16 protein-coding genes, 2 tRNA genes and 3 rRNA genes are annotated in these 23,490 nt (G+C 58.1%); 9 read left to right on the top strand and 12 right to left on the bottom strand.

What is annotated here, in order from left to right; all coding sequences use genetic code 11:
• The first annotated feature begins 14 nt into the window (after window positions 1-14).
• Window positions 15-1,046: an SIS domain-containing protein gene (locus ACF6ZU_RS07895; protein ID WP_392891338.1), complete on the top strand. Its 1,032-nt coding sequence runs from the start codon at window positions 15-17 to the stop codon at window positions 1,044-1,046.
• Window positions 1,047-1,049: 3 nt separating this feature from the next.
• Here ACF6ZU_RS07895 and ACF6ZU_RS07900 read toward each other — a convergent pair whose 3' ends face one another.
• Window positions 1,050-2,366, bottom strand: coding sequence for an MFS transporter (locus tag ACF6ZU_RS07900; RefSeq protein WP_392891340.1), 1,317 nt, complete (start codon window positions 2,364-2,366; stop codon window positions 1,050-1,052).
• Between the two features lie 346 nt (window positions 2,367-2,712).
• On the opposite strand from ACF6ZU_RS07900, the gene ACF6ZU_RS07905 reads away from it, so the two are divergent.
• The 4 genes from ACF6ZU_RS07905 (at window position 2,713) to ACF6ZU_RS07920 (ending at window position 6,741) form a co-directional block, all read left to right on the top strand.
• On the top strand, window positions 2,713-4,131 hold the full coding sequence (locus ACF6ZU_RS07905) for a short-chain fatty acid transporter (RefSeq protein ID WP_392891341.1): 1,419 nt from the start codon (window positions 2,713-2,715) through the stop codon (window positions 4,129-4,131).
• A gap of 238 nt (window positions 4,132-4,369) precedes the next feature.
• Complete coding sequence (locus tag ACF6ZU_RS07910) at window positions 4,370-4,690, top strand: hypothetical protein (RefSeq protein ID WP_392891342.1); 321 nt, start codon at window positions 4,370-4,372, stop codon at window positions 4,688-4,690.
• A 183-nt stretch (window positions 4,691-4,873) separates the two neighbouring features.
• On the top strand, window positions 4,874-6,046 hold the full coding sequence (locus ACF6ZU_RS07915; protein ID WP_392891344.1) for a hypothetical protein: 1,173 nt from the start codon (window positions 4,874-4,876) through the stop codon (window positions 6,044-6,046).
• Between the two features lie 182 nt (window positions 6,047-6,228).
• Window positions 6,229-6,741 carry an SET domain-containing protein-lysine N-methyltransferase gene (locus tag ACF6ZU_RS07920; protein WP_392891346.1) on the top strand — a complete coding sequence of 171 codons (513 nt, stop codon included), beginning with the start codon at window positions 6,229-6,231 and terminating at the stop codon, window positions 6,739-6,741.
• A 16-nt stretch (window positions 6,742-6,757) separates the two neighbouring features.
• Here the strand turns inward: ACF6ZU_RS07920 and can are convergent, their stop codons facing one another.
• Complete coding sequence (gene can / locus ACF6ZU_RS07925; protein WP_017340775.1) at window positions 6,758-7,402, bottom strand: carbonate dehydratase; 645 nt, start codon at window positions 7,400-7,402, stop codon at window positions 6,758-6,760.
• 168 nt (window positions 7,403-7,570) lie between these two features.
• Here can and ACF6ZU_RS07930 point away from each other — a divergent pair, with 168 nt between their 5' ends.
• On the top strand, window positions 7,571-7,975 hold the full coding sequence (locus ACF6ZU_RS07930; protein ID WP_392891348.1) for a serine kinase/phosphatase: 405 nt from the start codon (window positions 7,571-7,573) through the stop codon (window positions 7,973-7,975).
• A 106-nt stretch (window positions 7,976-8,081) separates the two neighbouring features.
• Here ACF6ZU_RS07930 and rimI read toward each other — a convergent pair whose 3' ends face one another.
• Together rimI and ACF6ZU_RS07940 are read right to left on the bottom strand one after the other, a co-directional pair.
• Complete coding sequence (rimI, locus tag ACF6ZU_RS07935) at window positions 8,082-8,534, bottom strand: ribosomal protein S18-alanine N-acetyltransferase (RefSeq protein ID WP_008025817.1); 453 nt, start codon at window positions 8,532-8,534, stop codon at window positions 8,082-8,084.
• On the bottom strand, window positions 8,527-9,267 hold the full coding sequence (locus tag ACF6ZU_RS07940) for an energy transducer TonB (protein ID WP_392893745.1): 741 nt from the start codon (window positions 9,265-9,267) through the stop codon (window positions 8,527-8,529). Before ACF6ZU_RS07940 ends, rimI begins: the two co-directional genes overlap by 8 nt.
• A 219-nt stretch (window positions 9,268-9,486) precedes the next feature.
• On the opposite strand from ACF6ZU_RS07940, the gene mksB reads away from it, so the two are divergent.
• From mksB to mksF, 3 genes are read left to right on the top strand one after another with little or no spacing between them, the layout of a single operon-like run.
• Window positions 9,487-10,764 (top strand): Mks condensin complex protein MksB, encoded by a 1,278-nt coding sequence (mksB, locus tag ACF6ZU_RS07945; RefSeq protein WP_392891351.1) that lies wholly within the window; start codon window positions 9,487-9,489, stop codon window positions 10,762-10,764.
• Complete coding sequence (gene mksE, locus ACF6ZU_RS07950; protein WP_392891352.1) at window positions 10,754-11,455, top strand: Mks condensin complex protein MksE; 702 nt, start codon at window positions 10,754-10,756, stop codon at window positions 11,453-11,455. Before mksB ends, mksE begins: the two co-directional genes overlap by 11 nt.
• Complete coding sequence (gene mksF / locus ACF6ZU_RS07955) at window positions 11,452-14,292, top strand: Mks condensin complex protein MksF (RefSeq protein WP_392891354.1); 2,841 nt, start codon at window positions 11,452-11,454, stop codon at window positions 14,290-14,292. The genes mksE and mksF overlap by 4 nt, the downstream gene beginning before the upstream one ends.
• Before the next feature lie 196 nt (window positions 14,293-14,488).
• Here the strand turns inward: mksF and ACF6ZU_RS07960 are convergent, their stop codons facing one another.
• From ACF6ZU_RS07960 to ACF6ZU_RS07995, 8 genes are all read right to left on the bottom strand, one after another.
• Complete coding sequence (locus ACF6ZU_RS07960) at window positions 14,489-16,792, bottom strand: intermembrane transport protein PqiB (RefSeq protein WP_392891355.1); 2,304 nt, start codon at window positions 16,790-16,792, stop codon at window positions 14,489-14,491.
• Window positions 16,785-17,408 carry a paraquat-inducible protein A gene (locus ACF6ZU_RS07965; RefSeq protein ID WP_392891357.1) on the bottom strand — a complete coding sequence of 208 codons (624 nt, stop codon included), beginning with the start codon at window positions 17,406-17,408 and terminating at the stop codon, window positions 16,785-16,787. The genes ACF6ZU_RS07960 and ACF6ZU_RS07965 overlap by 8 nt, the downstream gene beginning before the upstream one ends.
• Window positions 17,395-18,054, bottom strand: a complete 660-nt coding sequence (locus tag ACF6ZU_RS07970; protein WP_392891359.1) for a paraquat-inducible protein A — start codon at window positions 18,052-18,054, stop codon at window positions 17,395-17,397. The genes ACF6ZU_RS07965 and ACF6ZU_RS07970 overlap by 14 nt, the downstream gene beginning before the upstream one ends.
• A 146-nt stretch (window positions 18,055-18,200) precedes the next feature.
• A 5S ribosomal RNA gene (rrf, locus tag ACF6ZU_RS07975) occupies window positions 18,201-18,316 on the bottom strand.
• 146 nt (window positions 18,317-18,462) lie between these two features.
• Window positions 18,463-21,354 (bottom strand): 23S ribosomal RNA (locus tag ACF6ZU_RS07980).
• A 235-nt stretch (window positions 21,355-21,589) separates the two neighbouring features.
• A tRNA-Ala gene (locus ACF6ZU_RS07985) sits at window positions 21,590-21,665 on the bottom strand.
• A gap of 28 nt (window positions 21,666-21,693) precedes the next feature.
• Window positions 21,694-21,770 (bottom strand) — tRNA-Ile (locus ACF6ZU_RS07990).
• A gap of 82 nt (window positions 21,771-21,852) precedes the next feature.
• Window positions 21,853-23,389 (bottom strand): 16S ribosomal RNA (locus tag ACF6ZU_RS07995).
• The 16S, 23S and 5S rRNA genes sit together here with 2 tRNA genes alongside, the layout of an rRNA operon.
• Window positions 23,390-23,490 lie beyond the last annotated feature (101 nt).

Below are 23,490 nucleotides of genomic sequence, written 5' to 3' on the forward strand. Positions count from 1 at the left end.
TTCAGGTGCTTCGTATGTCCTTGATGTTGAGTGAAACCCTGTCCATCCCCAGCATCGTGCAGCGCATGCTCGACGACGATTCGGCGATCCGCGCGCTGGTGCGCACGCTCGCCGAGGAGGTGCCCGAATTGATAATGACCGTGGCTCGCGGCAGTTCAGATCATGCGGCGGCGTATTTCAGCTACGCCATGATGAGCCGGATTGGTGTGCCGAGCCTGTCGATTCCCTTGTCCCTGGTCAGCCTGCAACAACCGCCGCTGCGCCTGAAAAACTGCTGGGTGACGGCGTTTTCGCAATCGGGCAAAAGCCCGGACCTGATCGACAGCGTGCGCTACCTCAAACAGCGCGGCGCCCGCAGCGTCGCGCTGGTCAACACGGCCGATTCGCCGCTGGCAGACGTGACTGATGCGCAAATCCTGCTGCCCGCTGGCCTCGAACAAAGTGTCGCCGCCACCAAAAGCTATGTGGCGATGTTGATGGCCAGTGCGCAAATCGTGGCGCGGCTCTCGGAGGCGATGGGGCTGGGCAACGATCTGGCGGCGGCGCTTCAGCAGTTGCCGGGGCAGATGGAAGCGGCCGTGCATGAAGACTGGTCGGCGGCCCTGAAGGTGCTGGTCGATGCCGACAAGATGATCGTCATCGGTCGCGGCGCTGCCCTGCCGATCGCGCAGGAAGCGGCACTCAAACTCAAGGAGACCTCCGGCATTCAGGCCGAAGCGTTTTCCAGCGCCGAAGTGCGCCATGGTCCGATGGAGATCATCGAAAAGGACTACCCGGTGCTGGTCTTCGCGCCGTCGGGGCCGGAACAGGCGGGCTCATTGGCATTTGCAGCGGACATGCGCGCACGGGGCGCCAAGGTATTGGTGGTCGCGCCGCGCGGCACACCTTGCGCAGACCTGCTGCCCAGCGTGCCGACGGCCGACGCGCTGCTGGAGCCGTTGACCATGATCCAGGGGTTCTACCTGATCGCCGCGCAACTGGCGGTGCTGCGCGGGCGCAATCCCGATCAACCGCGCTTCCTGAAAAAAGTCACCGAGACTCGCTGACTGTCACTGCGCACAGGGCGCCACCCGGTGGCTGCCGACGTGGGGCATGCGCGCGCCGAAATACAGCGCGCTGCTCACCCCCACCGCGCCCATCACCGCGCAGAAAATCACACAGATCCAAGGGCTCCACGGCATCAGGCCGATCAGCAACAGCGGTGTGATACTCGCCCACGCGGCGTAGGCAATGTTGTACGTGAAGGAAATCCCCGAGACCCGAATCCGCGCCGGAAACAGACTGACCATCACCGACGGCACAGCACCCACCACGCCACAACTCAGGCCGGCAAGCGCGTACGCCACACCGATCCATTGACCGCCGTTGATCAGGCTGGTGTAGAGCACGCCGATGCCCAGCGGCAGCAGCAGGCTGTACAACATCACCGTGCGCCAGGCACCAATGCGGTCGACCAGCAAACCGGCCAGCACGCAGCCGATGTTCAGGAACACGATGCCCAACGCGCTCAGGGCGAAGGTGTGGCTGGCGGTCATGCCGAAGGTTTTCTGCATCATGGTCGGGGTGATGACCACGAACACCACCACGGCGGAAGTCAGCACGCAGGTGAGGATCATCGCCGGCAGTATGGCCAGGCGATGTTCACGCAGGACCGTGCGCAGCGGCAGTTCGACGGCGGCATCACGCTTGGCTTGCATGGCCATGAACACCGGGGTTTCGCTGAGCCAGCGGCGCAACCAGACGCCAATCACGCCAAACACACCGCCCAGCAGGAACGGGTAACGCCAGGCGAAATCGAGGATTTCCGAAGGGGTGAACGCCTGCGCCAGGAAGGTCGCGGTCAACGCGCCGATCAGATAGCCGAACGTCAGTCCCGCCTGCAGGAAACCCAGTGCGTAACCGCGATGCCCGATTGGTGCGTGCTCGGCGACGAACACCCAGGCGCTCGGCACTTCACCGCCCACCGCCGCGCCTTGCAGGATCCGCAGGGCCAACAACAGCAGCGGTGCGAAATAACCGATCTGGGCATAGGTCGGCATGATGCCGATCAACAGACACGGCAGCGCCATCATCAGAATGCTCAGGCTGAAGACTTTCTTGCGCCCCAGCCGGTCGGCGAAATGCGCCATCAGGATCCCGCCCAGCGGCCGCGCCAGATAACCGGTGACGAAAATCCCGAAGCTTTGCAGCAGGCGCAGCCATTCAGGCATTTCCGGCGGAAAGAACAGCTGGCTGAGGGTCAGGGCGAAAAACACGAAGATGATGAAATCGTAGATTTCCAGCGCGCCACCGAGAGCCGCGAGGCCGAGGGTCTTGTAGTCCGAACGGCTGAACGGTGCCGGGCGCGAATCGTTTTGGGCAGTCATCAAAAGAACTCTGGCATGGGCAAAAAGCCAAGGCGCACATGGTCTACGCAAATGCGCCAGCGGACAACCCGTTAGACCATAGTCCCGTATGGGTAAAACTTCGTCACAAAACGTGACCGATTGATTTACTGTTGGCGCCTGTCCAGACGGGCCTCCTTGGCCGATGCCAATTGAAAAACTGTAGGAGCGAGCCTGCTCGCGATGAACTCGAGAACGCCGCGTTTAACCAGTAAACACGCGTCACCGTTTACGACCATCGCGAGCAGGCCCGCTCCTACAATAAAAACGGCGTCAGGCCTGTGCAGCCCTGAAGACCACAACAATCATAAAAATTCGAGGTACTCCCGTGGCCGCTGATATCGAAGATACCCGCTCCGCCCGCTTTGCCCTGCGTTGCTCAAGCTTTGCCGAACGCTGGTTTCCCGATTCCTGGGTGTTTGCTGCACTGGCGGTGATTATCGTCGCCGTGGCCACCCTGTTCATGGGCGCCAAACCCACCGATGCCGCGATGGCCTTTGGTGACGGGTTCTGGAGCCTGATTCCGTTCACCATGCAGATGGCGTTCGTGGTGATCGGCGGTTATGTGGTGGCCAGTTCGCCGCCCGCCGTGAAGCTGATCGACCGCCTGGCGCGAATCCCCAAGAACGGCCGTTCCGCCGTGGCGTGGGTGGCGCTGATTTCCATGGTCGCGTCGTTGTTGAACTGGGGCCTGTCGCTGGTGTTTGGCGGCTTGCTGGTGCGCGCTCTCGCCCGCCGTACCGACCTGAAAATGGATTACCGCGCCGCCGGTGCCGCCGCCTACCTGGGTCTTGGCGCCGTGTGGGCCCTGGGCCTGTCGTCGTCCGCCGCGCAATTGCAGGCCAACCCGGCCAGCCTGCCGCCGTCGATTCTGTCGATCACCGGGGTGATTCCGTTCACCCAAACCATCTTTCTCTGGCAGTCCGGCGTGATGCTGCTGGCGCTGATCGTCATCTCGCTGATCATTGCCTACGCCACCGCACCCGGCCCGAATTCGGCCCGTGATGCCAAAGCCTGCGGCATCGATCCGAGCTTCAACCTGCCGCCGCTGCAACCGCGCACTCGCCCCGGCGAATGGCTGGAACACAGTCCGCTGCTGATCATTTTGCTGGTCTTGCTGGCCGCCGGCTGGCTGTTCCACGAGTTCTCGACCAAACCGGCGATCAGTGCGATTTCCGGGCTGAACACCTACAACTTCCTGTTCATCATGCTCGGAGCCCTGCTGCACTGGCGTCCGCGCAGTTTCCTCGATGCGGTGTCCCGCGCGGTGCCGACCACCACCGGCGTGCTGATCCAGTTCCCGCTGTACGGCTCGATCGCCGCGCTGATGACCACGGTCAAAGGCACTGACGCGCAGACCCTGGCCCACCACATCTCGACCTTTTTCGTACAGATCGCGTCCCACGACACCTACGCGCTGCTCATGGGCGTGTACTCGGCGATCCTCGGGTTCTTCATCCCGTCGGGCGGCGGCAAGTGGATCATCGAAGCGCCATACGTGATGCAAGTGGCCACCGACCTCAACTACCACCTGGGCTGGGCGGTACAGATCTACAACGCCGCCGAAGCCCTGCCGAACCTGATCAACCCGTTCTATATGCTGCCGCTGCTGGGCGTGCTGGGGTTGAAGGCACGGGACTTGATCGGCTTCTCGTTCGTGCAACTGCTGGTGCACACGCCGCTGGTGCTGTTCCTGCTGTGGGCGTTGGGGACGACGCTGACGTATACGGCGCCGGTGATGCCTTAAGCGGAGTTGATTGCGCCTGCTGTGAAGCAGGTGCAATCCACTCATACCAGACAAAATCGAAGACTTGCCATTTAAGCTGATCGTCACTCCGCCCCTGATTTGTCCTACGAACAGGCTCGACTACGCCTGACATGAATCCCCGTTGGTTCCTATCTCCACTCCCTGACTCACTGCGTAGACTCTAAAAGCGCACACACTTTTAAAGCCAAAACAGCACTGACCAAGGATGAATACGCCAATGTCTTTAATTTCGAAAACGCTGGAAAACATGATTAACGAAACCTACCAGGACGGAAGGGTTTCAGTCGTTGAATATACAAATCTGCGTGATGAGGCAGACCGTCGCATGGATGCTGTCATTCGTGAGTTTGGCCCACACAACAATATGACCGCCCTTCAAAAAGCGGTGGATGTCGTGATGCAACTGACCCAGACGTCCATCATCGATGCAAAAAAAGCCAAGTTGACCGATACAGGAGAAGCCATCGTGAAGGACGCGATCAGTGCGCAAATAGAGTACGTGCGCGCTGGCGCCCATCTGGCGCTGAAGCTTTTGTAATCCGCAGTACCAGTCCGGCTCGCAGACAAACAGTCGAGGGCCGGCATTATTTCCAGAAACTCGTGAAAAGCTACAAACAGGGTCTATGAAAAAAGTGCGGGCATCCACTTTCCTGTGTATCGCCTCTGATCCACTATGACGTGTACTCCCCTTGATCGGGACCACGCTGAAAAGGATCTGAGCATGTTCAAACTCGCAACACTCACCCTTGCCGCCCTGACCCTGAGCACCGCTGTCCATGCGGATGCCGATCTGAAGCTGGGCAGCACGGAGCGCGTCACCCGACTGTTCGCCTACCCCAACAACTGCAACGTGATCTGTTTTCGCAACTGGACACTCGAACAGACCGTCGAGCATTACCTGACGCAAAGCGTGCAGCGCGATGGTTACGCCGACGCGAAGGTGCAGGTCAAAACCGATAACGGTCAGCTTTATGCCGCGTTCACAGGGGTGCCCAGAGGCTATGACAAGCCGTTGGCCGCGCTGCTCGATGCTGGTGACCTGGCGTACAACGGCGCCAGCAAGCTGAATGCGGATGGGAAGTGGGCGTACAGCTGGTATCTGTTCCTGCCACTGGGCATGGCACTGGAGAACCGCCGAAGCGTCGAGTTGCTGCACTTCCCGCCGGATTACTCGCTGACCCAGGCCCAGGACTACCTGAAGTCGGCCACCACCGATCGTTGGGCCACGCTGCTGACGCTCAACGGGATCACAGCCGAGCAGACCCCGGCGTTCCAGACCATCATCGACATCGCGCCGATTGCCGCGCCGTCCAACGCGGGCAAGGATCTGGAAGGCGTCTACGACTACTTCAAGGAATATCAGACCACCATGGTCAAGGACGTCAGCCAGAACGCCAGTGGTGACGCGCTGCCAATGGTCGCATTCGGTTCGCCAGTGCGTAACTGGATAAAGCAGCAATACGGACCGACCGTAAACGTGCTGGGCCTGGCGACCATCAGTCCGAAAGAGGGAGTGAAAGTACCGGTGCTGGGTGCCAACCATCCGAGCTACATCTGGTACGCCGCCGACCCGGCCAGCTACACCGGCAAAGATGCCCAGGCCCAGGCTGATGCGGCGGGCCTGAAAGTCATGGGGCAGGATTTGAGCGCCGCGTGCTGGCAGGCCGCCATGGGCCGCGACCTGGACAGCAATGCAGACATTGAACTGAGAAGCTGCACCCAGACCTGGCAAGTGGCCCAGGCCGACAAAACCTGCGCGCTGTTCTACACCTCGATCCGCAACCTGACGCCCGGGGCAGCCTCGGCCAAATGCGCGACGACGCCGATCAAGGCGCAACTCAAACTGCTCAAGGTCCCGTCGCCGGCGACGGCGGTGCCCGCACCGCATCTGTAAAAGACCGGAGAACGTTCCTGCGTGAGCCTTGGCTGACGCGGGAATAGGCGCTTTTCCCCTGTCAGTTATGACAGTAGACCGACGATTTCTTTTGCGAGAGGCTTGAAACGTACTCATGTGTTGCAGGGCTGACAGGATGTCAGCTGACGGAGGTCGCAGCACACTGCCCGACAAGGAAGATCATGACAGCCCACGTCGATCAAAGAATCACACCGCCATTATCCGATGGCATCTATCCCTTTGCGGAGTTACCCCTGCGCCTTGGATTTCCCTCCAAAGCCGACTTCGAAATCATCTGCAACGCCCGGCAATCGGCAATCGCTGTCGAGGCCCTGCGCGAATTTCCGCGCCTCACCCGGATCTGCCGGGTTTCGGGGCATTTGTTGCCCTATCGCAGTCGACATACCCGACAACTGGCACCGGGTATCCATGTCTACGATCCGCTTTTCTGCGCCCTGCTCAACCACAGCTGCGACCCCAATGTTTTTCTCGACATGAGTGAACTGTGGTTATGGGCGCTGAAGGACATCAGAAAAGGCGATCGACTGACCATGGATTTCGCCGCCACGGAAGACAAGCTGCAGCGGCAGTTTGCCTGCCGCTGTAATTGCGCTTGCTGTCGCGGCTGGATCACTGGCTACGACGAAAGGCCGAATGCCAATGGCCAGCTGTTTTTCCAGAATTGGCGTCGATGAAGCCTGCCGGAATTTCTTACAGCGGCTCGAACGGACGCAGGCGATACTGCGGCGGCAACTGCTCGAAACCACTGATGGTGGCGTTCAGGCTCTTCCAGCGACCGTCCTTGATGCCGTAGATGCAACCGTGAATCGACAGTTTCTGCCCACGGTGCCAGGCGTTTTGCACAATGCTGGTGTGCCCGACGTTGGCCACTTGCTGGATCACGTTAAGTTCGCAGAGGCGATCCACCTGTTCCTCTTCTGTAGGCAGCTTGGAAAGCTCTTCGCGCTTTTCGTAGTACAGGTCGCGAATCGACCGCAGCCAGCCGTCGATCAAGCCAAACTGGCGGTCCTGCATCGAGGCTCGCACGCCACCGCAGCCATAATGGCCGGTGACCAGGATGTGTTTGACCTTGAGCACGTCAACCGCGTACTGGATGACCGACAGGCAATTGAGGTCAGTGTGCAGCACCACGTTGGCCACGTTGCGGTGTACGAACAGGTCGCCGGGCAGCATGCCAACAATCTCGTTCGCCGGAACGCGGGCGTCGGAGCAGCCGATCCAGAGGAATTCCGGCGTTTGCTGACGGGCCAGTTTGGCGAAGAAATCAGGATCTTCCTTGGTGATCGCGTCAGCCCAGCGCTCGTTGTTATCAATCAGATCTTGTAATTCGTTCATGCAATGAAGCCTCGAGAATGATGCGCAGGTTTGACTGACAACCGTCCGTCGGGGTCACGCGCACAATGCAGATTGCCGATGATGCAGTTTACCGGTGTTCAATGCCGTTGGAATTCCGGGCAGCCCAATGGGTCCACCCTAGTAAGGCCCACAGTATGAGGAATTGCCATGACTGATTCACGACGTCCGTTCGACGCGGTGCAGCCCGAGCCCATCGACGACAACGAAGACCGCATGGGTTCGATGCACGAGCTGGATTTTGACGAGGACGAACCCAGTGCAAAAATCGGCGACGAACTGTCGGAAAACGAACGCGAACAGCTGATGCCCGAAGAACGTGTGCGTGAAGCGGGCATGACGGGGGCGTCTACCGCCGATCATGAACCTACCGACGACGATATGAGCCCGGAAACATTGATCCACGAAGACGGCGCGAGGGATGCCCATGAGGCGGGCGAAGATCGCCGGGCTGATTGGGATTTGAGCATTGTCGATGAAGATGACATCGGCGGGGGCAATGGGCTGGATGAAGAGGAGCTGGCGCGGCGGGATCCGATGGATGGTAATCGGTGATATTCGGTCACCGGGGAATCGCCATCGCGAGCAGGCTCGCTCCTACAGTGGATATATGTCGTACACACAACCTGTAGGAGCGAGCCTGCTCGCGAAGCTTTAAGGTTCAGTCAACAAGGGTGCAGGCCATGACCACGGCATCTTCGCGCCCGCCCACCGCCGGATAGTAATCCCGACGCCGGCCAATCTCGTTGAAGCCGTACCGCTCATACAACCGAAACGCCGACCGGTTGCTGTCGCGCACTTCCAGAAAGCACTCCCGCGCCTCGGCCTTGTAGGCGATAGACATCAGGTGTTCAAGCAACGTCAAACCCAGGCCACGGCCCTGATTTTCCGGTTTGACGGTGATGTTCAGCAGATGCGCTTCATCCAGAATGATCTGCACCACGCCGTGCCCGACTTGCTGCGAACCTTCGAACATCAGCCAGATCTGGTACTTGCCCAGCCCATCGAGAAAAATCCCGCGGGTCCAGGGATGGCTGTAGGCCGCGAATTCAATTTTCAGTACAGCGTCCAGATCCGCCTCGGTCATCGGGCGAAACGATACAGCGTCACTCATTCGATTCTTTCCAGCGCGCCATCAGCCGGCGCATGGCTTGCCAGACATCAGCCTTACGCTGTGGCTCTTCCATTAACAATTCCAGACCCGGCAGGGCCCAGACCGAGCCCAGGCCTTCGACCTGGAGTTCACGGTTGAAGGATTCGGCGTTGGCCTCACCGGCAAAACGCACCGCCGGCAGGCCGATGAGCCACACGCAGACGCATGGCGCATCTTCGAGTCGGGCCGACAGAAAGCCTTGCACGAAGTCGCGGGCGGCTTCCGGCCCCTGATCCATCGTGCCCCGAGTCAACAGCGGCCAGCGTACCGGCTCGCCGATGATCTGCGGGCTGTCCGGCAGACCGGCGGCGCGCAGCATGTCCTTGAGCAACAGATACGCAGGATCGCGGGTCTGGAAGCTTTCGCCTGTGGGTAACTCCACCAGCAGCAGGCAGCGACCGGCACGCAGCAATTGCAGGGCGAATCGAGGTGGCGGCACGACCGGCGCCTTGACCGCGACGGGTGCCTCTTCTTCTTCAACCTTGGCATTCGTGCGCGTACTGGCCAACGAAGGCCGCGGCACCTCGATCTTCATCCGCTCCGCTGGCTTGACCACGGGCTCCACGGGCGTTTCAGCCACAGACGCCCGCACAACCGGCTCGACGACCAATGGCTCGGGCATCTCCAGCAGCTCGGGCCGCGAGGGCGCGGCGAAGGGCAATTCGGTGCGCGGCAGCCAGTTGACCACCTGCATGGCAGTCAAATAAGCGCGACGACGGGACTCGATAAGCAAAGGTCGGCCACTTGTGGATAACTAAAGTGCGCTGATTCTACCGCCCTTCGCTCAAGATCGCCCGCGCTTGATCGATACTCTTTCCCTTAGAAACAGCTACTGCCCGTCCCGAGAGTGAATCGCATCGGTCCCGATGCAGTACAATCGCGGCTTTTAATCGCCAACCAGCCGGCCATTCCGATGATCGAACCCAAGCGCGTCTTGCGCGCCCTCGCTGAACACTGGGCACTTCTGGAGCCACTGTGCGAGCACTTCGACCAAGGCACACTGAGCCTCAACGAACTGCGCACGCAACTGGCCGCCCAGCAACTCGACAGTACGCCGCAGGACATCACCAGCCTGCTGGACGTGTGGATCCGCCTCGACATTCTGGTACCCGTGGCGAAAAGCCCGAACCGTTTCGAGCTCAACGCGCAGATCCACGACTTCCTCGCTTACCTGCGCCGTGAGCACCGTCTGGGCCTGTGCCTGGAAATCGAAGCGTACCTGCGCCACCTCGAACGCCTGGCCGGTTACATCCAGGACGCCTTCGACATTCGCGACGGCAACGACCTTGCCCGCCAGTTGCGCCTGCTCGACATGCGCGTACGCGACGTACTGAAGAAGCTCGCCAACGACGAACAGGCGCTGGTGGCCGTCGCCGAACGAGCGAAAACCAGTGACCGGCAGATTCCGCTGCGTCAGCGTTACGCCGAAGTGCTGGCAACCTGGGACGAATACGTCGAGCCGATGATTCAGTTGGTGAACGCCGACGGCGCCTTCGAACAAGGCGTACGCAAGGTCGAAAACGTCCTGCTGAAAATGCTCACCGAGCAGCAACGCCTTGGCCATCTGGTCGATGACGACATGCTGTTGCGCACCCACGCGCGCATCCTCGAAATGCAGACCAGCGCCCAACTGACGCTGCGTCATGCCCGGGAACTGCTGTTGCCGCTGCGTGAAGAAGCGCGCCGGCACAACGCCGTGACCCGGGGCGCCGCGCTGGCATTGGCCGCGATTCGTCGCAAAGGTCTCGACGCGGTGCCGCAAGCGGCGATGCCGATGTTCACCCGACCGCAAAGCACCTTCCTCGGCAGCGCCAGTCAGGTCGAAGCCTACGTCTACGCCCTGGCGAGATTCGAACCGAAACCGGCGCGTTTCCCCAAGGCGCACAAGGCCCAGAAAGGCGAAGCCCCACGCGCGCCACGCACCGTTCGCGAAATGCTCGAACGCTGCGAAGACGCCCTGCCGATGCCGGACTTGATGACCTGGTTGCTTGAACAGGAACCGAACGGCGCCACCGACGAATTGCTCTATTGGTTCTCACGCCTGTCCCGTGAGAAGCGCTTCAAACGCGAGCGCCTGGAACGCCGCGATTACCACACTCATGAGCACCAGGTCAGCCTGCGCTCCTTCGCCCTGCTCTCGGCCGGCCCAGAGGCCATCGAGAATTCTGCGAGCACTCCACATGCATCTTGATCTATCCGAACTGTCCCAACTCGCGCCGATCTTTCGCGAGCTGTTCAAGGGTTACCACGTCAGCCGCCGCGATCCGGAGCTGTACGCGCAACTGTCGAACTTTCAGGACCAGTACCGCACGCTGTTCAAGGCGCTGGGCTTTGAACTGGTCTGCGACACCCGGGGTTTCTACTACTTCGTGCCGGACCTCGCCGCTGCGGCGGTGAACAAGACCGCGCAACGTCTGGCGCTGTTCACCTTCATCCTCGTCGAGCACCTGGCGGATCAGGGCCGTGACCCGATTGCCGTGCTCGACGGCGGCAGCCTCGGCCGCGACGAACTGCCGTCGCTGCTGGAAAAGTACCGCGACCTGTTCATCCAGGCCGAAGTGCAGACCCAGGAAGAACTCGAAGAAAAAATCATGCGCCGCATGACCCAGCTCGGTTTCGCCAGCGAAGAGACCGGCATCTACCGCTTCCTGCCGCCGATGCACCGTTTCCTCGATGTCTGCCTGTCGGTTCAGCAGGACCGCGATCTGGCCGCCAGCCTGCACAGCGTGCTGCCGCTGCCGGTTCCGGTGCTGATCGATGAAGACAGCGACGAAAAACTGCTGCAAACCGATGACCCGCTGGACCTCAGTGATTTCGCTGAAGAAAGCGAAGAAGACGCCCTGGCCCGCGCCATAGCCGAAGAACAGGAGACCGACGCATGAGCAAGGAACGCTACGGCATCCGCCGCTTTGCCCTTTTGAACACGGCCGGCTATAGCCTCGGCCTGTTTCCGCTGGAAGAACCGTTATCGGTCTACGGCGCGAACAACCTCGGTAAATCCGCCTCGATCAACGCCTTGCAGTTCCCGATCCTGGCACGCATGTCGGACATGAGTTTCGGCAAGTACAGCCTCGAACAATCCCGGCGTTTCTACTTCGCCTCGGACACCAGCTACATCCTGGTCGAAGTCTCGCTACCACACGGCCCGCACGTGATCGGCGTGGTCGGTCGCGGCCCGGGTGGCGGTTTCGGTCACCAGTTCTTTGCCTACGCCGGCAAGCTCGACCTGGCCCATTACCAGAAAAACGACACCTGTCTGCGCCAGAAAGAACTGTTCACCAACCTTGAGCGCGAGGGCCTGAAAGCCTACGAACTCAAGCCAGATGAACTGCGTCGCTTGCTGGTCGGTGGTCACACGTCCATCCCGCTGGACCTGACCCTGATTCCGCTGCGCTCCACCAGCGAGCAGAGCCTGAAGACCTTCCGTGCGCTGTTCATCAACCTGCTGCACATGCGCGAAATCACCGCGGCCAAGCTCAAGCAGCTGTTCCTCGATGCCTTCGAACACAGCCTGCGTTCCGGCAGCGTCGATTACATCGCCGCGTGCGAAGAAGCCTTCCGCGATGTACGACGCATGGAGCAGGACTACAACTCGCTGGTCACCGCCGGCCCGTTGGTTGAAGCCCTCGCGGCAGGCGTGACCCAGCGCAATATTCTGCGCGGCAAACTGCACCGGATCTCGCCGCTGCTCGATTCCTTGCTCGGCACCTGGTCGGACTACGCCAGTGCACGCAAGGAAGAGCTGACGATTCAGGCCGAGCATTACCGCAACGAACAAGACGCGCTGCAAAACGATCAGCGTGGCGGCACTCAGGAACTGATGCGCCTGGAGCGGGAAATCACTGGCATCCAGCGCTGGCTCGGCGAACTGTCGGCATTGAAGAATCGCTTCGCACTGGTCGATGACGTCAAGGTACTTGAGCAGCAACTGCTCGCGGCCAAGGACGCGCACGATGAACTGGCCGGCGCGCTGGCACAGTCGCGGCAGTTCTCTGCCGAAGACCTCGAAGAACGTCTACGGGACCTGGAAAAACGCCTGAAGTCGGTCAAGCAACAACTCGATCACGCCGACAACAACAGCTACGCCCGTCTGCGCGAAGAGTTTTCGCAGCAGGACGTCGAGCGCCTGATGCGCCTGTTCAACAGCGCGCTGTTCAGCCTGCCGCTCGGCGAACATGGCATCACGCTGGACGAGGACGGCCAGTGGGTCAAATCCATGGAGCTGATCCTCGATGGCTTCAAAGGCGAGCGCTTCGAAGTGCCGGGCCTGTCCATCGACATCTCGCACATCGAGCCTCCGGCGCTGCAAGCCCTGGCTGACCGCGCCGCGTTGCGCGATCAGAAAGAGCGGCTGGAAAAAGAACTCAAGCAGCTGAAAACCCAGCAAGCCGTGGCGGCTGACCGCGCGGCGAGCAAGACCCAGACCGAAGCGCTGTACCAGCAAGTGCTGGATGCGCAGAAAGCCCTGGAAGACTTCCGTCGCTCGCAAACCCTGAGTGCCGAGGAAGGCGACAAACTTGAACAGCTGGCGCAGATGGAAGCGGCACAGGACGAGTTGAAGCGTTCCAGCGACGCCTTTACCGAACGCGTCCAGCAACTGTCGGCCAAGCTGCAACTGGTCGGCCGGCAGATCGGCGACATGGAAGCCAAGCAGCGCACCCTCGACGACGCCCTGCGCCGTCGTCAGCTGTTGCCGGCAGACCTGCCGTTTGGCACGCCGTTCATGGACCCCATCGACGATTCCATGGACAACCTGCTGCCGCTGCTCAACGACTATCAGGACAGCTGGCAGGGTTTGCTGCGCAGCGACGGTCAGATCGACGCGCTGTACGCTCAGGTGCGCCTCAAGGGCGTGGCCAAGTTCGACAGCGAAGACGATATGGAGCGTCGCCTGCAACTGCTGATCAATGCCTACGCACACCGTACCGATGAAGCACTGACGCTCGGCAAGGCGCGTCGTGCGGCGGTCACCGACATCGCCCGGACCCTGCGCAACATTCGCAGCGACTACGACAGCCTCGAGCACCAACTGGCGCTGTTCAACCGCGAGATCAACAAACGTCAGGTCTCCAACCTGCAGAGCTTCCGCATCGTGCTCGCGCCGAACAAGGAAGCGCTCAAGCACATCGACCAGATCATCCACAGCGCCGGCCAGTACGAAGAAGGCGAAACCCTCTCCGTGTTCGACCTGAGCCAAAGCGCCGATCAGGACAACAAGAACGAAGAAGCCAAGGAGTACCTGGCACGGCTGGTGGCGGCTAACCACAACCAGCTCGGTCTCAAGGACTTGTTCGAGCTGGCGTTCGAGATCACCAAGGTCAACGGTCAGCCGGTGATCCACACCGACATCGACGGCGCTGCGTCCAACGGCACGACGATGACCATCAAGGCGCTGACCAACATGTACTTGTTGCTGCACTTGATGGACCGCGACCAGGCCGGCCGCGTGCGCCTGCCGTACTACCTCGACGAGGCAGCGGACATCGACGAGAAGAACCAGGCCGCGTTGCTGGAAACCAGCCTGCAACTGGGCTTCGTGCCGATTCTGGCGAGTGTGAAACCGCAAGTTTGCGCCAGTGTGGCGATTGACCTGGAAGGCGGCAGCGGGCCGAACGGGATCTACATCGATGAGGCGGACTGGAAGTACATCCGCCGTCATTATGAGGTGAAGGCTGTGGTGAATGCTGAAGCCGATGAGCCGGAGCTGGATGCGGTCTGATCCGGGTTAAATCCGAGGCAATAAAAAAGGCCGCGATCCAATGGATCGCGGCCTTTTTTGTGGGCTTTCGTCAGTAGCTTCGGTGGTCTTGAGGGCCCCACCGCGAGCAGGCTCACTCCTACAGTGGAGTTGTGTCAAACACAAAACCTGTAGGAGCGAGCCTGCTCGCGATAGCGGCAGCGCGGCCGCTAATTCACTACTTACCGAGCGATATCTTCGGCGCCCAGGTCAGCCATTCATCTTCGAACTTGTCGAACAGCGGGAACGTCTGCTCCGGTCGCGCCGGATTACCCATGCGATCCCCGTCAGGCGTGGCGAACGCGATGCCGCCCTGAATCAGCGTCTCCAGCGATTCAGTGCGCACTGTCGCCCCCTTGAACAAGCCGTAGTCGAAACCAAAACCACTGGTGTTCCAGAACCGGGTACCACTGCGCACCAGTGGCGCGTACTTCGGCTCGATCAGGATGTGCACCAACACACGGTCAGCGGTCTGCCCCAGTTCATAACCCGTCACTTTGCCTACAGTGACTTCGCGGTACGTCACCGGCACACCGGTTTTCAACGAACCGCGGCGAGCGGCGCTGAGAACCAGACTTAACCCGGCTTCCTGTTTGGCGGTTTCAGGAGGATTGGCCAGGGCCACGAAGTCTTTCTGCGGCCCAAGGTTTTTCGCTGCCGGCTGCACTTCGATGTATTGACCGGTTACCAGGGTTTCCAGGTTCGAGGTCTTGATCAGCCCCAACTCGGGCTTGACCACCCAGAACTGACTGCCAACCCGGGCAATGCGCTCCGGCACTTCGGTAATCCGCGCGGTGAGCAACACCGATTGCAGATCATCGCTGAGGTCGACGTCTTCGATCTTGCCGACATCCAGACCTTTGAATCGCACCGGGGTGCCACTGCGCAAGCCATCGGCCCGATCAACCTTGATCGTGACTACGGCGCCTTTCTGGTTCGCCTCATCATGACTGGCAAACAGGCGGAAACGCGGGATCTTCTTTTGCAGCGGTGCTTTGGCAAGCGGTGTTTCGAAGGCGATACCACCGGCCATCAAACTTTGCAGCGATTCGCTTTTGACCTGGATCCCTCCGGTCAGCCCACCCGTGAGCGTAATGCCACTGGCGTTCCAGAAACGGGTCGAGGCGTTCACCAGTCCCTCGTATTCCTTCTCAATGTGCACGCCGATCACCAACTGTTTCTTGGTCCGCGAGAACTGATAGCTCTGCACCGAACCAACCTTGACCTGCTTGTAGAGAATCGGGCTGCCGACTTCCAGCGAACCGAGGTTCTCGGTGAACAACACCAGGTGCAAGCCAGGCGAACGGAGGTCCAGCGGCGGAGCCTTGGGCCGGGCGACAAATTCGCGCTGCGGCGCTGCGCCTTTGTCGCCAGGACGTACAGCTATGTAGTTGCCTTTGACCAGGGCTTCCAGGCCGGTAATGCCCGCAAGGGAAATCGACGGTTTGACCACCCAGAACTGAGTGCCGTCGACCAGGTAGTCTTCGGCCAATGGGTCGAGAGTCAATTCGGCAGTGGCACCGGACAGATCAGGATCGATCTTCAGCGCCTTCAGATTGCCGACCTGGATGCCTTTGTACATCACCGGTGTACGACCGGCCTGCAGCCCTTCGAAGTCGCTGAGTTTGACCTTGACCCGAATACCGGCCGCTGCCGCATCAAAGTCTTCGTAAAGACGGAACGGCAGGCTCGGATCAGTGGGCGGGCTGTCCTTACGGTTTTCCGGCGTGGCGAACGCAATACCACCGGCGACGATGCTGGCCAGGGATTCACTGCGCACTTTCACACCGGACAGGTTGGCGTCGATGCTGATGCCGCTGGCGTTCCAGAAACGCGTGTGTTTGCGCACCAGTTTGGCGTAGGTCGGCTCGATGAAGACCTTCAGCTCAACCGTGCTCTGGTCTTCTGACAACACGTAACTTTTGATCTGGCCGACGCGAATCTGCTTGTAGAACACCGGGCTGCCGCGGTTCAGCGAACCGAGTCGATCAGCCTTGATGGTCAGGTGCAGACCGGGCTGGGCGTCGGACAGCGGTGGTTCTTCAGCCAGCGCCTTGAATTTGCGCGTGGGTTCGCCTTCGCCCGGGCTGATCGCGACATAGTTACCGGAAACCAGGGTTTCCAGACCGGTGATACCGGCCAGCGTTACGCTCGGCTTCACCAGCCAGAAGCGCGTGCTGGTTCGCAGGTATTGCTCCACGTCCTTGTTCATCTCGACGGTGGCGATCACCCCTTTCGAAGCGCCTTCATCGTCGAGGGTGAGGGTTTTGACCTTGCCGACCGACATGCCTTTGTAGACGACTTCAGTCTTGTTGGCCTGAATGCCTTCGCCGCTTTCAAAACGCACCTGAACCTCGATGCCGGTTTCGGTATAAGCACGCCAGCCGAGCCAGCCGCCAATGATCAAGGCGATCAGGGGCAACACCCAAATGGCGGACCAGTTTGAGGCCGGTCGGGTTTTCGCTGTAGGCAAATCAGTCATGGTCGTCGTCCGACTCCGTGTTATCCCAAATCAGTCGGGGATCAAAAGTTACTGCGGCGAGCATCGTCAAAATCACCACACTGGCGAAAGCGATGGCGCCAAGATCGGCTTCGACGCTGGCAAGCCGTCCAAAATTAACGACCGCCACCAGGATGGCGATCACAAAGATGTCGAGCATCGACCAACGACCAATGAACTCGATAAAGCGGTACATCCAGATGCGCTGACGAGCCGAAAGCGGCTGGCGGCGCTGCACCGAAAACAGCAGCAAGGCGATGCCCACCAGTTTGAACGTCGGTACCAGAATACTGGCGATGAAAACCACGGCGGCGATAGGAATCATGCCGTGCTGAACCAGCTGGATCACACCGGACATGATGGTGCTGGGATCGCCCTGCCCGAGGGAACTGACCGTCATGATCGGCAGTACGTTGGCCGGGATGTAGAGAATCGCTGCCGTGATCAGCAGCGCCCAGGTACGCGCGAGGCTGTTCGGACGCCGAGCATGAACCAGGGCACCGCAACGGGTGCAGACCTGCTCGTCGGTGTCAGCCTCCTGCTTGTTCAATTCATGGCATTCGGTGCAAATCAGAATGCCTGCATCAATCGCCCGCATGGGCATCCTCTCCTGATAAAGCCTGCCAGATCTGATGAGGTGACATCACAACTTCCAACCAGACCTGGACCAACAACAAACCGATAAAGCAGGCCAGACCGAAGCCGACGGTGATCGCTGCCATATCTGCCAGCTTGACGATCGCCACCAATACGCCCATGAGGTAGACCTCAAGCATCCCCCAATCACGTAAATGGTGATAAATCCGATAGAGCAGCAAGCCGTAACTACGGCCGACATCAAAACGAATACTCAGCAGCACGGCCAGCTGGCAGAGCAGCTTGAGTAGCGGGATACCCATGCTGCACAGAAAAACGATGACTGAAACACCTTGCATCCCGGTATCGAACAGCCCAACAACGCCGGTCCAGACCGTGTCTTGCGACGACTGCCCGAGTAGATTGAGCTGCATGATGGGTAAAAAGTTCGCCGGGATGTACAACAACAGTGCGGCGATCACCAAGGCGAGACTGCGGTGCACAACATTGTGCCGATGAGCATAGAGCTCGTAGCCGCAGCGTGGACACAGGGCTTTCTCGCCATGGGCAAGCTTGGGCTTGCGCATCAGCAAGTCGCACTCATGACACGCCACCAAGTCGTCCAGCGGTAATTCTGACAGCCCGGAGGCGTCAACCGGATCTGGCATAAAGGCTCTGGCTCCGAAAAAGTTGGACCTATTCTAGTGTCATGAGTCGAAAATAACTGTGCAAATTTGTGCGGTGCCGAATCCGGCTTTTATTCCGGGCAAAACAAAACCCCAACTGCTTTCGCAATTGGGGTTTCGGAATTTAATCTTGACGATGACCTACTCTCACATGGGGAAACCCCACACTACCATCGGCGATGCATCGTTTCACTGCTGAGTTCGGGATGGGATCAGGTGGTTCCAATGCTCTATGGTCGTCAAGAAATTCTTGAGCTGACGCGTCTTTCGACGTTCCAGCGAATTGGGTATGCGATAGTTTGTGTGTTTGTTCTCGAACTTTCGGTTCGTTTCGTCTTCACACACCGCAATCTGATGCTCTCTCGAGTAGTCAAATTGCTTGGGTGTTATATGGTCAAGCCTCACGGGCAATTAGTATTGGTTAGCTCAACGCCTCACAGCGCTTACACACCCAACCTATCAACGTCGTAGTCTTCGACGGCCCTTCAGGGGACTCAAGGTCCCAGTGAGATCTCATCTTGAGGCTAGTTTCCCGCTTAGATGCTTTCAGCGGTTATCTATTCCGAACATAGCTACCCGGCAATGCCACTGGCGTGACAACCGGAACACCAGAGGTTCGTCCACTCCGGTCCTCTCGTACTAGGAGCAGCCCCTCTCAAATCTCAAACGTCCACGGCAGATAGGGACCGAACTGTCTCACGACGTTCTAAACCCAGCTCGCGTACCACTTTAAATGGCGAACAGCCATACCCTTGGGACCGGCTTCAGCCCCAGGATGTGATGAGCCGACATCGAGGTGCCAAACACCGCCGTCGATATGAACTCTTGGGCGGTATCAGCCTGTTATCCCCGGAGTACCTTTTATCCGTTGAGCGATGGCCCTTCCATACAGAACCACCGGATCACTAAGACCTACTTTCGTACCTGCTCGACGTGTCTGTCTCGCAGTCAAGCGCGCTTTTGCCTTTATACTCTACGACCGATTTCCGACCGGTCTGAGCGCACCTTCGTACTCCTCCGTTACTCTTTAGGAGGAGACCGCCCCAGTCAAACTACCCACCATACACTGTCCTCGATCCGGATAACGGACCTGAGTTAGAACCTCAAAGTTGCCAGGGTGGTATTTCAAGGATGGCTCCACGCGAACTGGCGTCCACGCTTCAAAGCCTCCCACCTATCCTACACAAGCAAATTCAAAGTCCAGTGCAAAGCTATAGTAAAGGTTCACGGGGTCTTTCCGTCTAGCCGCGGATACACTGCATCTTCACAGCGATTTCAATTTCACTGAGTCTCGGGTGGAGACAGCGCCGCCATCGTTACGCCATTCGTGCAGGTCGGAACTTACCCGACAAGGAATTTCGCTACCTTAGGACCGTTATAGTTACGGCCGCCGTTTACCGGGGCTTCGATCAAGAGCTTCGCGTTAGCTAACCCCATCAATTAACCTTCCGGCACCGGGCAGGCGTCACACCCTATACGTCCACTTTCGTGTTTGCAGAGTGCTGTGTTTTTAATAAACAGTCGCAGCGGCCTGGTATCTTCGACCGGCATGAGCTTACGGAGCAAGTCCTTCACCCTCACCGGCGCACCTTCTCCCGAAGTTACGGTGCCATTTTGCCTAGTTCCTTCACCCGAGTTCTCTCAAGCGCCTTGGTATTCTCTACCCAACCACCTGTGTCGGTTTGGGGTACGGTTCCTGGTTACCTGAAGCTTAGAAGCTTTTCTTGGAAGCATGGCATCAACCACTTCGTGTTCTAAAAGAACACTCGTCATCAGCTCTCGGCCTTAGAATCCCGGATTTACCTAAGATTCCAGCCTACCACCTTAAACTTGGACAACCAACGCCAAGCTGGCCTAGCCTTCTCCGTCCCTCCATCGCAATAACCAGAAGTACAGGAATATTAACCTGTTTTCCATCGACTACGCTTTTCAGCCTCGCCTTAGGGACCGACTAACCCTGCGTCGATTAACGTTGCGCAGGAAACCTTGGTCTTTCGGCGTGGGTGTTTTTCACACCCATTGTCGTTACTCATGTCAGCATTCGCACTTCTGATACCTCCAGCAAGCTTCTCAACTCACCTTCACAGGCTTACAGAACGCTCCTCTACCGCATCACCTAAGTGATACCCGTAGCTTCGGTGTATGGTTTGAGCCCCGTTACATCTTCCGCGCAGGCCGACTCGACTAGTGAGCTATTACGCTTTCTTTAAAGGGTGGCTGCTTCTAAGCCAACCTCCTAGCTGTCTAAGCCTTCCCACATCGTTTCCCACTTAACCATAACTTTGGGACCTTAGCTGACGGTCTGGGTTGTTTCCCTTTTCACGACGGACGTTAGCACCCGCCGTGTGTCTCCCATGCTCGGCACTTGTAGGTATTCGGAGTTTGCATCGGTTTGGTAAGTCGGGATGACCCCCTAGCCGAAACAGTGCTCTACCCCCTACAGTGATACATGAGGCGCTACCTAAATAGCTTTCGAGGAGAACCAGCTATCTCCGAGCTTGATTAGCCTTTCACTCCGATCCACAGGTCATCCGCTAACTTTTCAACGGTAGTCGGTTCGGTCCTCCAGTTAGTGTTACCCAACCTTCAACCTGCCCATGGATAGATCGCCCGGTTTCGGGTCTATTCCCAGCGACTAGACGCCCTATTAAGACTCGCTTTCGCTACGCCTCCCCTATTCGGTTAAGCTCGCCACTGAAAATAAGTCGCTGACCCATTATACAAAAGGTACGCAGTCACCCAACAAAGTGGGCTCCCACTGCTTGTACGCATACGGTTTCAGGATCTATTTCACTCCCCTCTCCGGGGTTCTTTTCGCCTTTCCCTCACGGTACTAGTTCACTATCGGTCAGTCAGTAGTATTTAGCCTTGGAGGATGGTCCCCCCATATTCAGACAAAGTTTCTCGTGCTCCGTCCTACTCGATTTCATGACTAAGAGATTTTCGCGTACAGGGCTATCACCCACTATGGCCGCACTTTCCAGAGCGTTCCGCTAATCTCAAAGCCACTTAAGGGCTAGTCCCCGTTCGCTCGCCACTACTAAGGGAATCTCGGTTGATTTCTTTTCCTCAGGGTACTTAGATGTTTCAGTTCCCCTGGTTCGCTTCTTAAGCCTATGTATTCAGCTTAAGATACCTAACTTATGTTAGGTGGGTTCCCCCATTCAGACATCTCCGGATCAAAGTCTGTTTGCCGACTCCCCGAAGCTTTTCGCAGGCTACCACGTCTTTCATCGCCTCTGACTGCCAAGGCATCCACCGTATGCGCTTCTTCACTTGACCATATAACCCCAAGCAATCTGGTTATACTGTGAAGACGACATTCGCCGAAAATTCGCGATTAAACTCACAAATTTTACCTTAGCCTGATCCGTTACCAGTGAAAGTAACGTTCAGTCTATCTTTCTATCACATACCCAAATTTTTAAAGAACGATCTAGCCAAAGACTAGAAATCAACATTCACCATGTCACCATGGAATGCTCATTTCTAAGCTTTCAACAAACAGAAGCAGTAGTGGTGGAGCCAAACGGGATCGAACCGTTGACCTCCTGCGTGCAAGGCAGGCGCTCTCCCAGCTGAGCTATGGCCCCGTATTGCTACAGGATCCCACACAAAAATTGGTGGGTCTGGGCAGATTCGAACTGCCGACCTCACCCTTATCAGGGGTGCGCTCTAACCAACTGAGCTACAGACCCAATTTCGGGCTGCTTCTTATCGTCTTCTTCAATGAATCAAGCAATTCGTGTGGGAACTTATGGAGCAGCTGATGTCGTCGATTAAGGAGGTGATCCAGCCGCAGGTTCCCCTACGGCTACCTTGTTACGACTTCACCCCAGTCATGAATCACACCGTGGTAACCGTCCTCCCGAAGGTTAGACTAGCTACTTCTGGTGCAACCCACTCCCATGGTGTGACGGGCGGTGTGTACAAGGCCCGGGAACGTATTCACCGCGACATTCTGATTCGCGATTACTAGCGATTCCGACTTCACGCAGTCGAGTTGCAGACTGCGATCCGGACTACGATCGGTTTTATGGGATTAGCTCCACCTCGCGGCTTGGCAACCCTCTGTACCGACCATTGTAGCACGTGTGTAGCCCAGGCCGTAAGGGCCATGATGACTTGACGTCATCCCCACCTTCCTCCGGTTTGTCACCGGCAGTCTCCTTAGAGTGCCCACCATTACGTGCTGGTAACTAAGGACAAGGGTTGCGCTCGTTACGGGACTTAACCCAACATCTCACGACACGAGCTGACGACAGCCATGCAGCACCTGTCTCAATGTTCCCGAAGGCACCAATCCATCTCTGGAAAGTTCATTGGATGTCAAGGCCTGGTAAGGTTCTTCGCGTTGCTTCGAATTAAACCACATGCTCCACCGCTTGTGCGGGCCCCCGTCAATTCATTTGAGTTTTAACCTTGCGGCCGTACTCCCCAGGCGGTCAACTTAATGCGTTAGCTGCGCCACTAAGAGCTCAAGGCTCCCAACGGCTAGTTGACATCGTTTACGGCGTGGACTACCAGGGTATCTAATCCTGTTTGCTCCCCACGCTTTCGCACCTCAGTGTCAGTATCAGTCCAGGTGGTCGCCTTCGCCACTGGTGTTCCTTCCTATATCTACGCATTTCACCGCTACACAGGAAATTCCACCACCCTCTACCATACTCTAGCTTGTCAGTTTTGAATGCAGTTCCCAGGTTGAGCCCGGGGCTTTCACATCCAACTTAACAAACCACCTACGCGCGCTTTACGCCCAGTAATTCCGATTAACGCTTGCACCCTCTGTATTACCGCGGCTGCTGGCACAGAGTTAGCCGGTGCTTATTCTGTCGGTAACGTCAAAACAGCAAAGTATTAATTTACTGCCCTTCCTCCCAACTTAAAGTGCTTTACAATCCGAAGACCTTCTTCACACACGCGGCATGGCTGGATCAGGCTTTCGCCCATTGTCCAATATTCCCCACTGCTGCCTCCCGTAGGAGTCTGGACCGTGTCTCAGTTCCAGTGTGACTGATCATCCTCTCAGACCAGTTACGGATCGTCGCCTTGGTGAGCCATTACCTCACCAACTAGCTAATCCGACCTAGGCTCATCTGATAGCGCAAGGCCCGAAGGTCCCCTGCTTTCTCCCGTAGGACGTATGCGGTATTAGCGTCCGTTTCCGAACGTTATCCCCCACTACCAGGCAGATTCCTAGGCATTACTCACCCGTCCGCCGCTCTCAAGAGAAGCAAGCTTCTCTCTACCGCTCGACTTGCATGTGTTAGGCCTGCCGCCAGCGTTCAATCTGAGCCATGATCAAACTCTTCAGTTCAAACATCTTTGGGTTTTTAAGAAACCCTAAACTTGGCTCAGCAATCGTTGGTTACATCTTTGATTTCTCGCGGAGTAACTTGTGATGCTGATAATCTTGTT

The organism is Pseudomonas migulae, assembly GCF_043225285.1.
GTDB classification, from domain to species: domain Bacteria; phylum Pseudomonadota; class Gammaproteobacteria; order Pseudomonadales; family Pseudomonadaceae; genus Aquipseudomonas; species Aquipseudomonas migulae_C.

Excerpts from the sequence above, each read along its gene's own strand:
- ACF6ZU_RS07895 (WP_392891338.1), top strand. The coding sequence starts at position 15 with ATGTCCTTGATGTTGAGTGAAACCCTGTCCATCCCCAGCATCGTGCAG.
- ACF6ZU_RS07900 (WP_392891340.1), bottom strand. The coding sequence starts at position 2,366 with ATGACTGCCCAAAACGATTCGCGCCCGGCACCGTTCAGCCGTTCGGAC.
- ACF6ZU_RS07910 (WP_392891342.1), top strand. The coding sequence starts at position 4,370 with ATGTCTTTAATTTCGAAAACGCTGGAAAACATGATTAACGAAACCTAC.
- ACF6ZU_RS07915 (WP_392891344.1), top strand. The coding sequence starts at position 4,874 with ATGTTCAAACTCGCAACACTCACCCTTGCCGCCCTGACCCTGAGCACC.
- ACF6ZU_RS07920 (WP_392891346.1), top strand. The coding sequence starts at position 6,229 with ATGACAGCCCACGTCGATCAAAGAATCACACCGCCATTATCCGATGGC.
- can (WP_017340775.1), bottom strand. The coding sequence starts at position 7,402 with ATGAACGAATTACAAGATCTGATTGATAACAACGAGCGCTGGGCTGAC.
- ACF6ZU_RS07930 (WP_392891348.1), top strand. The coding sequence starts at position 7,571 with ATGACTGATTCACGACGTCCGTTCGACGCGGTGCAGCCCGAGCCCATC.
- rimI (WP_008025817.1), bottom strand. The coding sequence starts at position 8,534 with ATGAGTGACGCTGTATCGTTTCGCCCGATGACCGAGGCGGATCTGGAC.
- ACF6ZU_RS07940 (WP_392893745.1), bottom strand. The coding sequence starts at position 9,267 with ATGCAGGTGGTCAACTGGCTGCCGCGCACCGAATTGCCCTTCGCCGCG.
- mksB (WP_392891351.1), top strand. The coding sequence starts at position 9,487 with ATGATCGAACCCAAGCGCGTCTTGCGCGCCCTCGCTGAACACTGGGCA.
- mksE (WP_392891352.1), top strand. The coding sequence starts at position 10,754 with ATGCATCTTGATCTATCCGAACTGTCCCAACTCGCGCCGATCTTTCGC.
- mksF (WP_392891354.1), top strand. The coding sequence starts at position 11,452 with ATGAGCAAGGAACGCTACGGCATCCGCCGCTTTGCCCTTTTGAACACG.
- ACF6ZU_RS07960 (WP_392891355.1), bottom strand. The coding sequence starts at position 16,792 with ATGACTGATTTGCCTACAGCGAAAACCCGACCGGCCTCAAACTGGTCC.
- ACF6ZU_RS07965 (WP_392891357.1), bottom strand. The coding sequence starts at position 17,408 with ATGCGGGCGATTGATGCAGGCATTCTGATTTGCACCGAATGCCATGAA.
- ACF6ZU_RS07970 (WP_392891359.1), bottom strand. The coding sequence starts at position 18,054 with ATGCCAGATCCGGTTGACGCCTCCGGGCTGTCAGAATTACCGCTGGAC.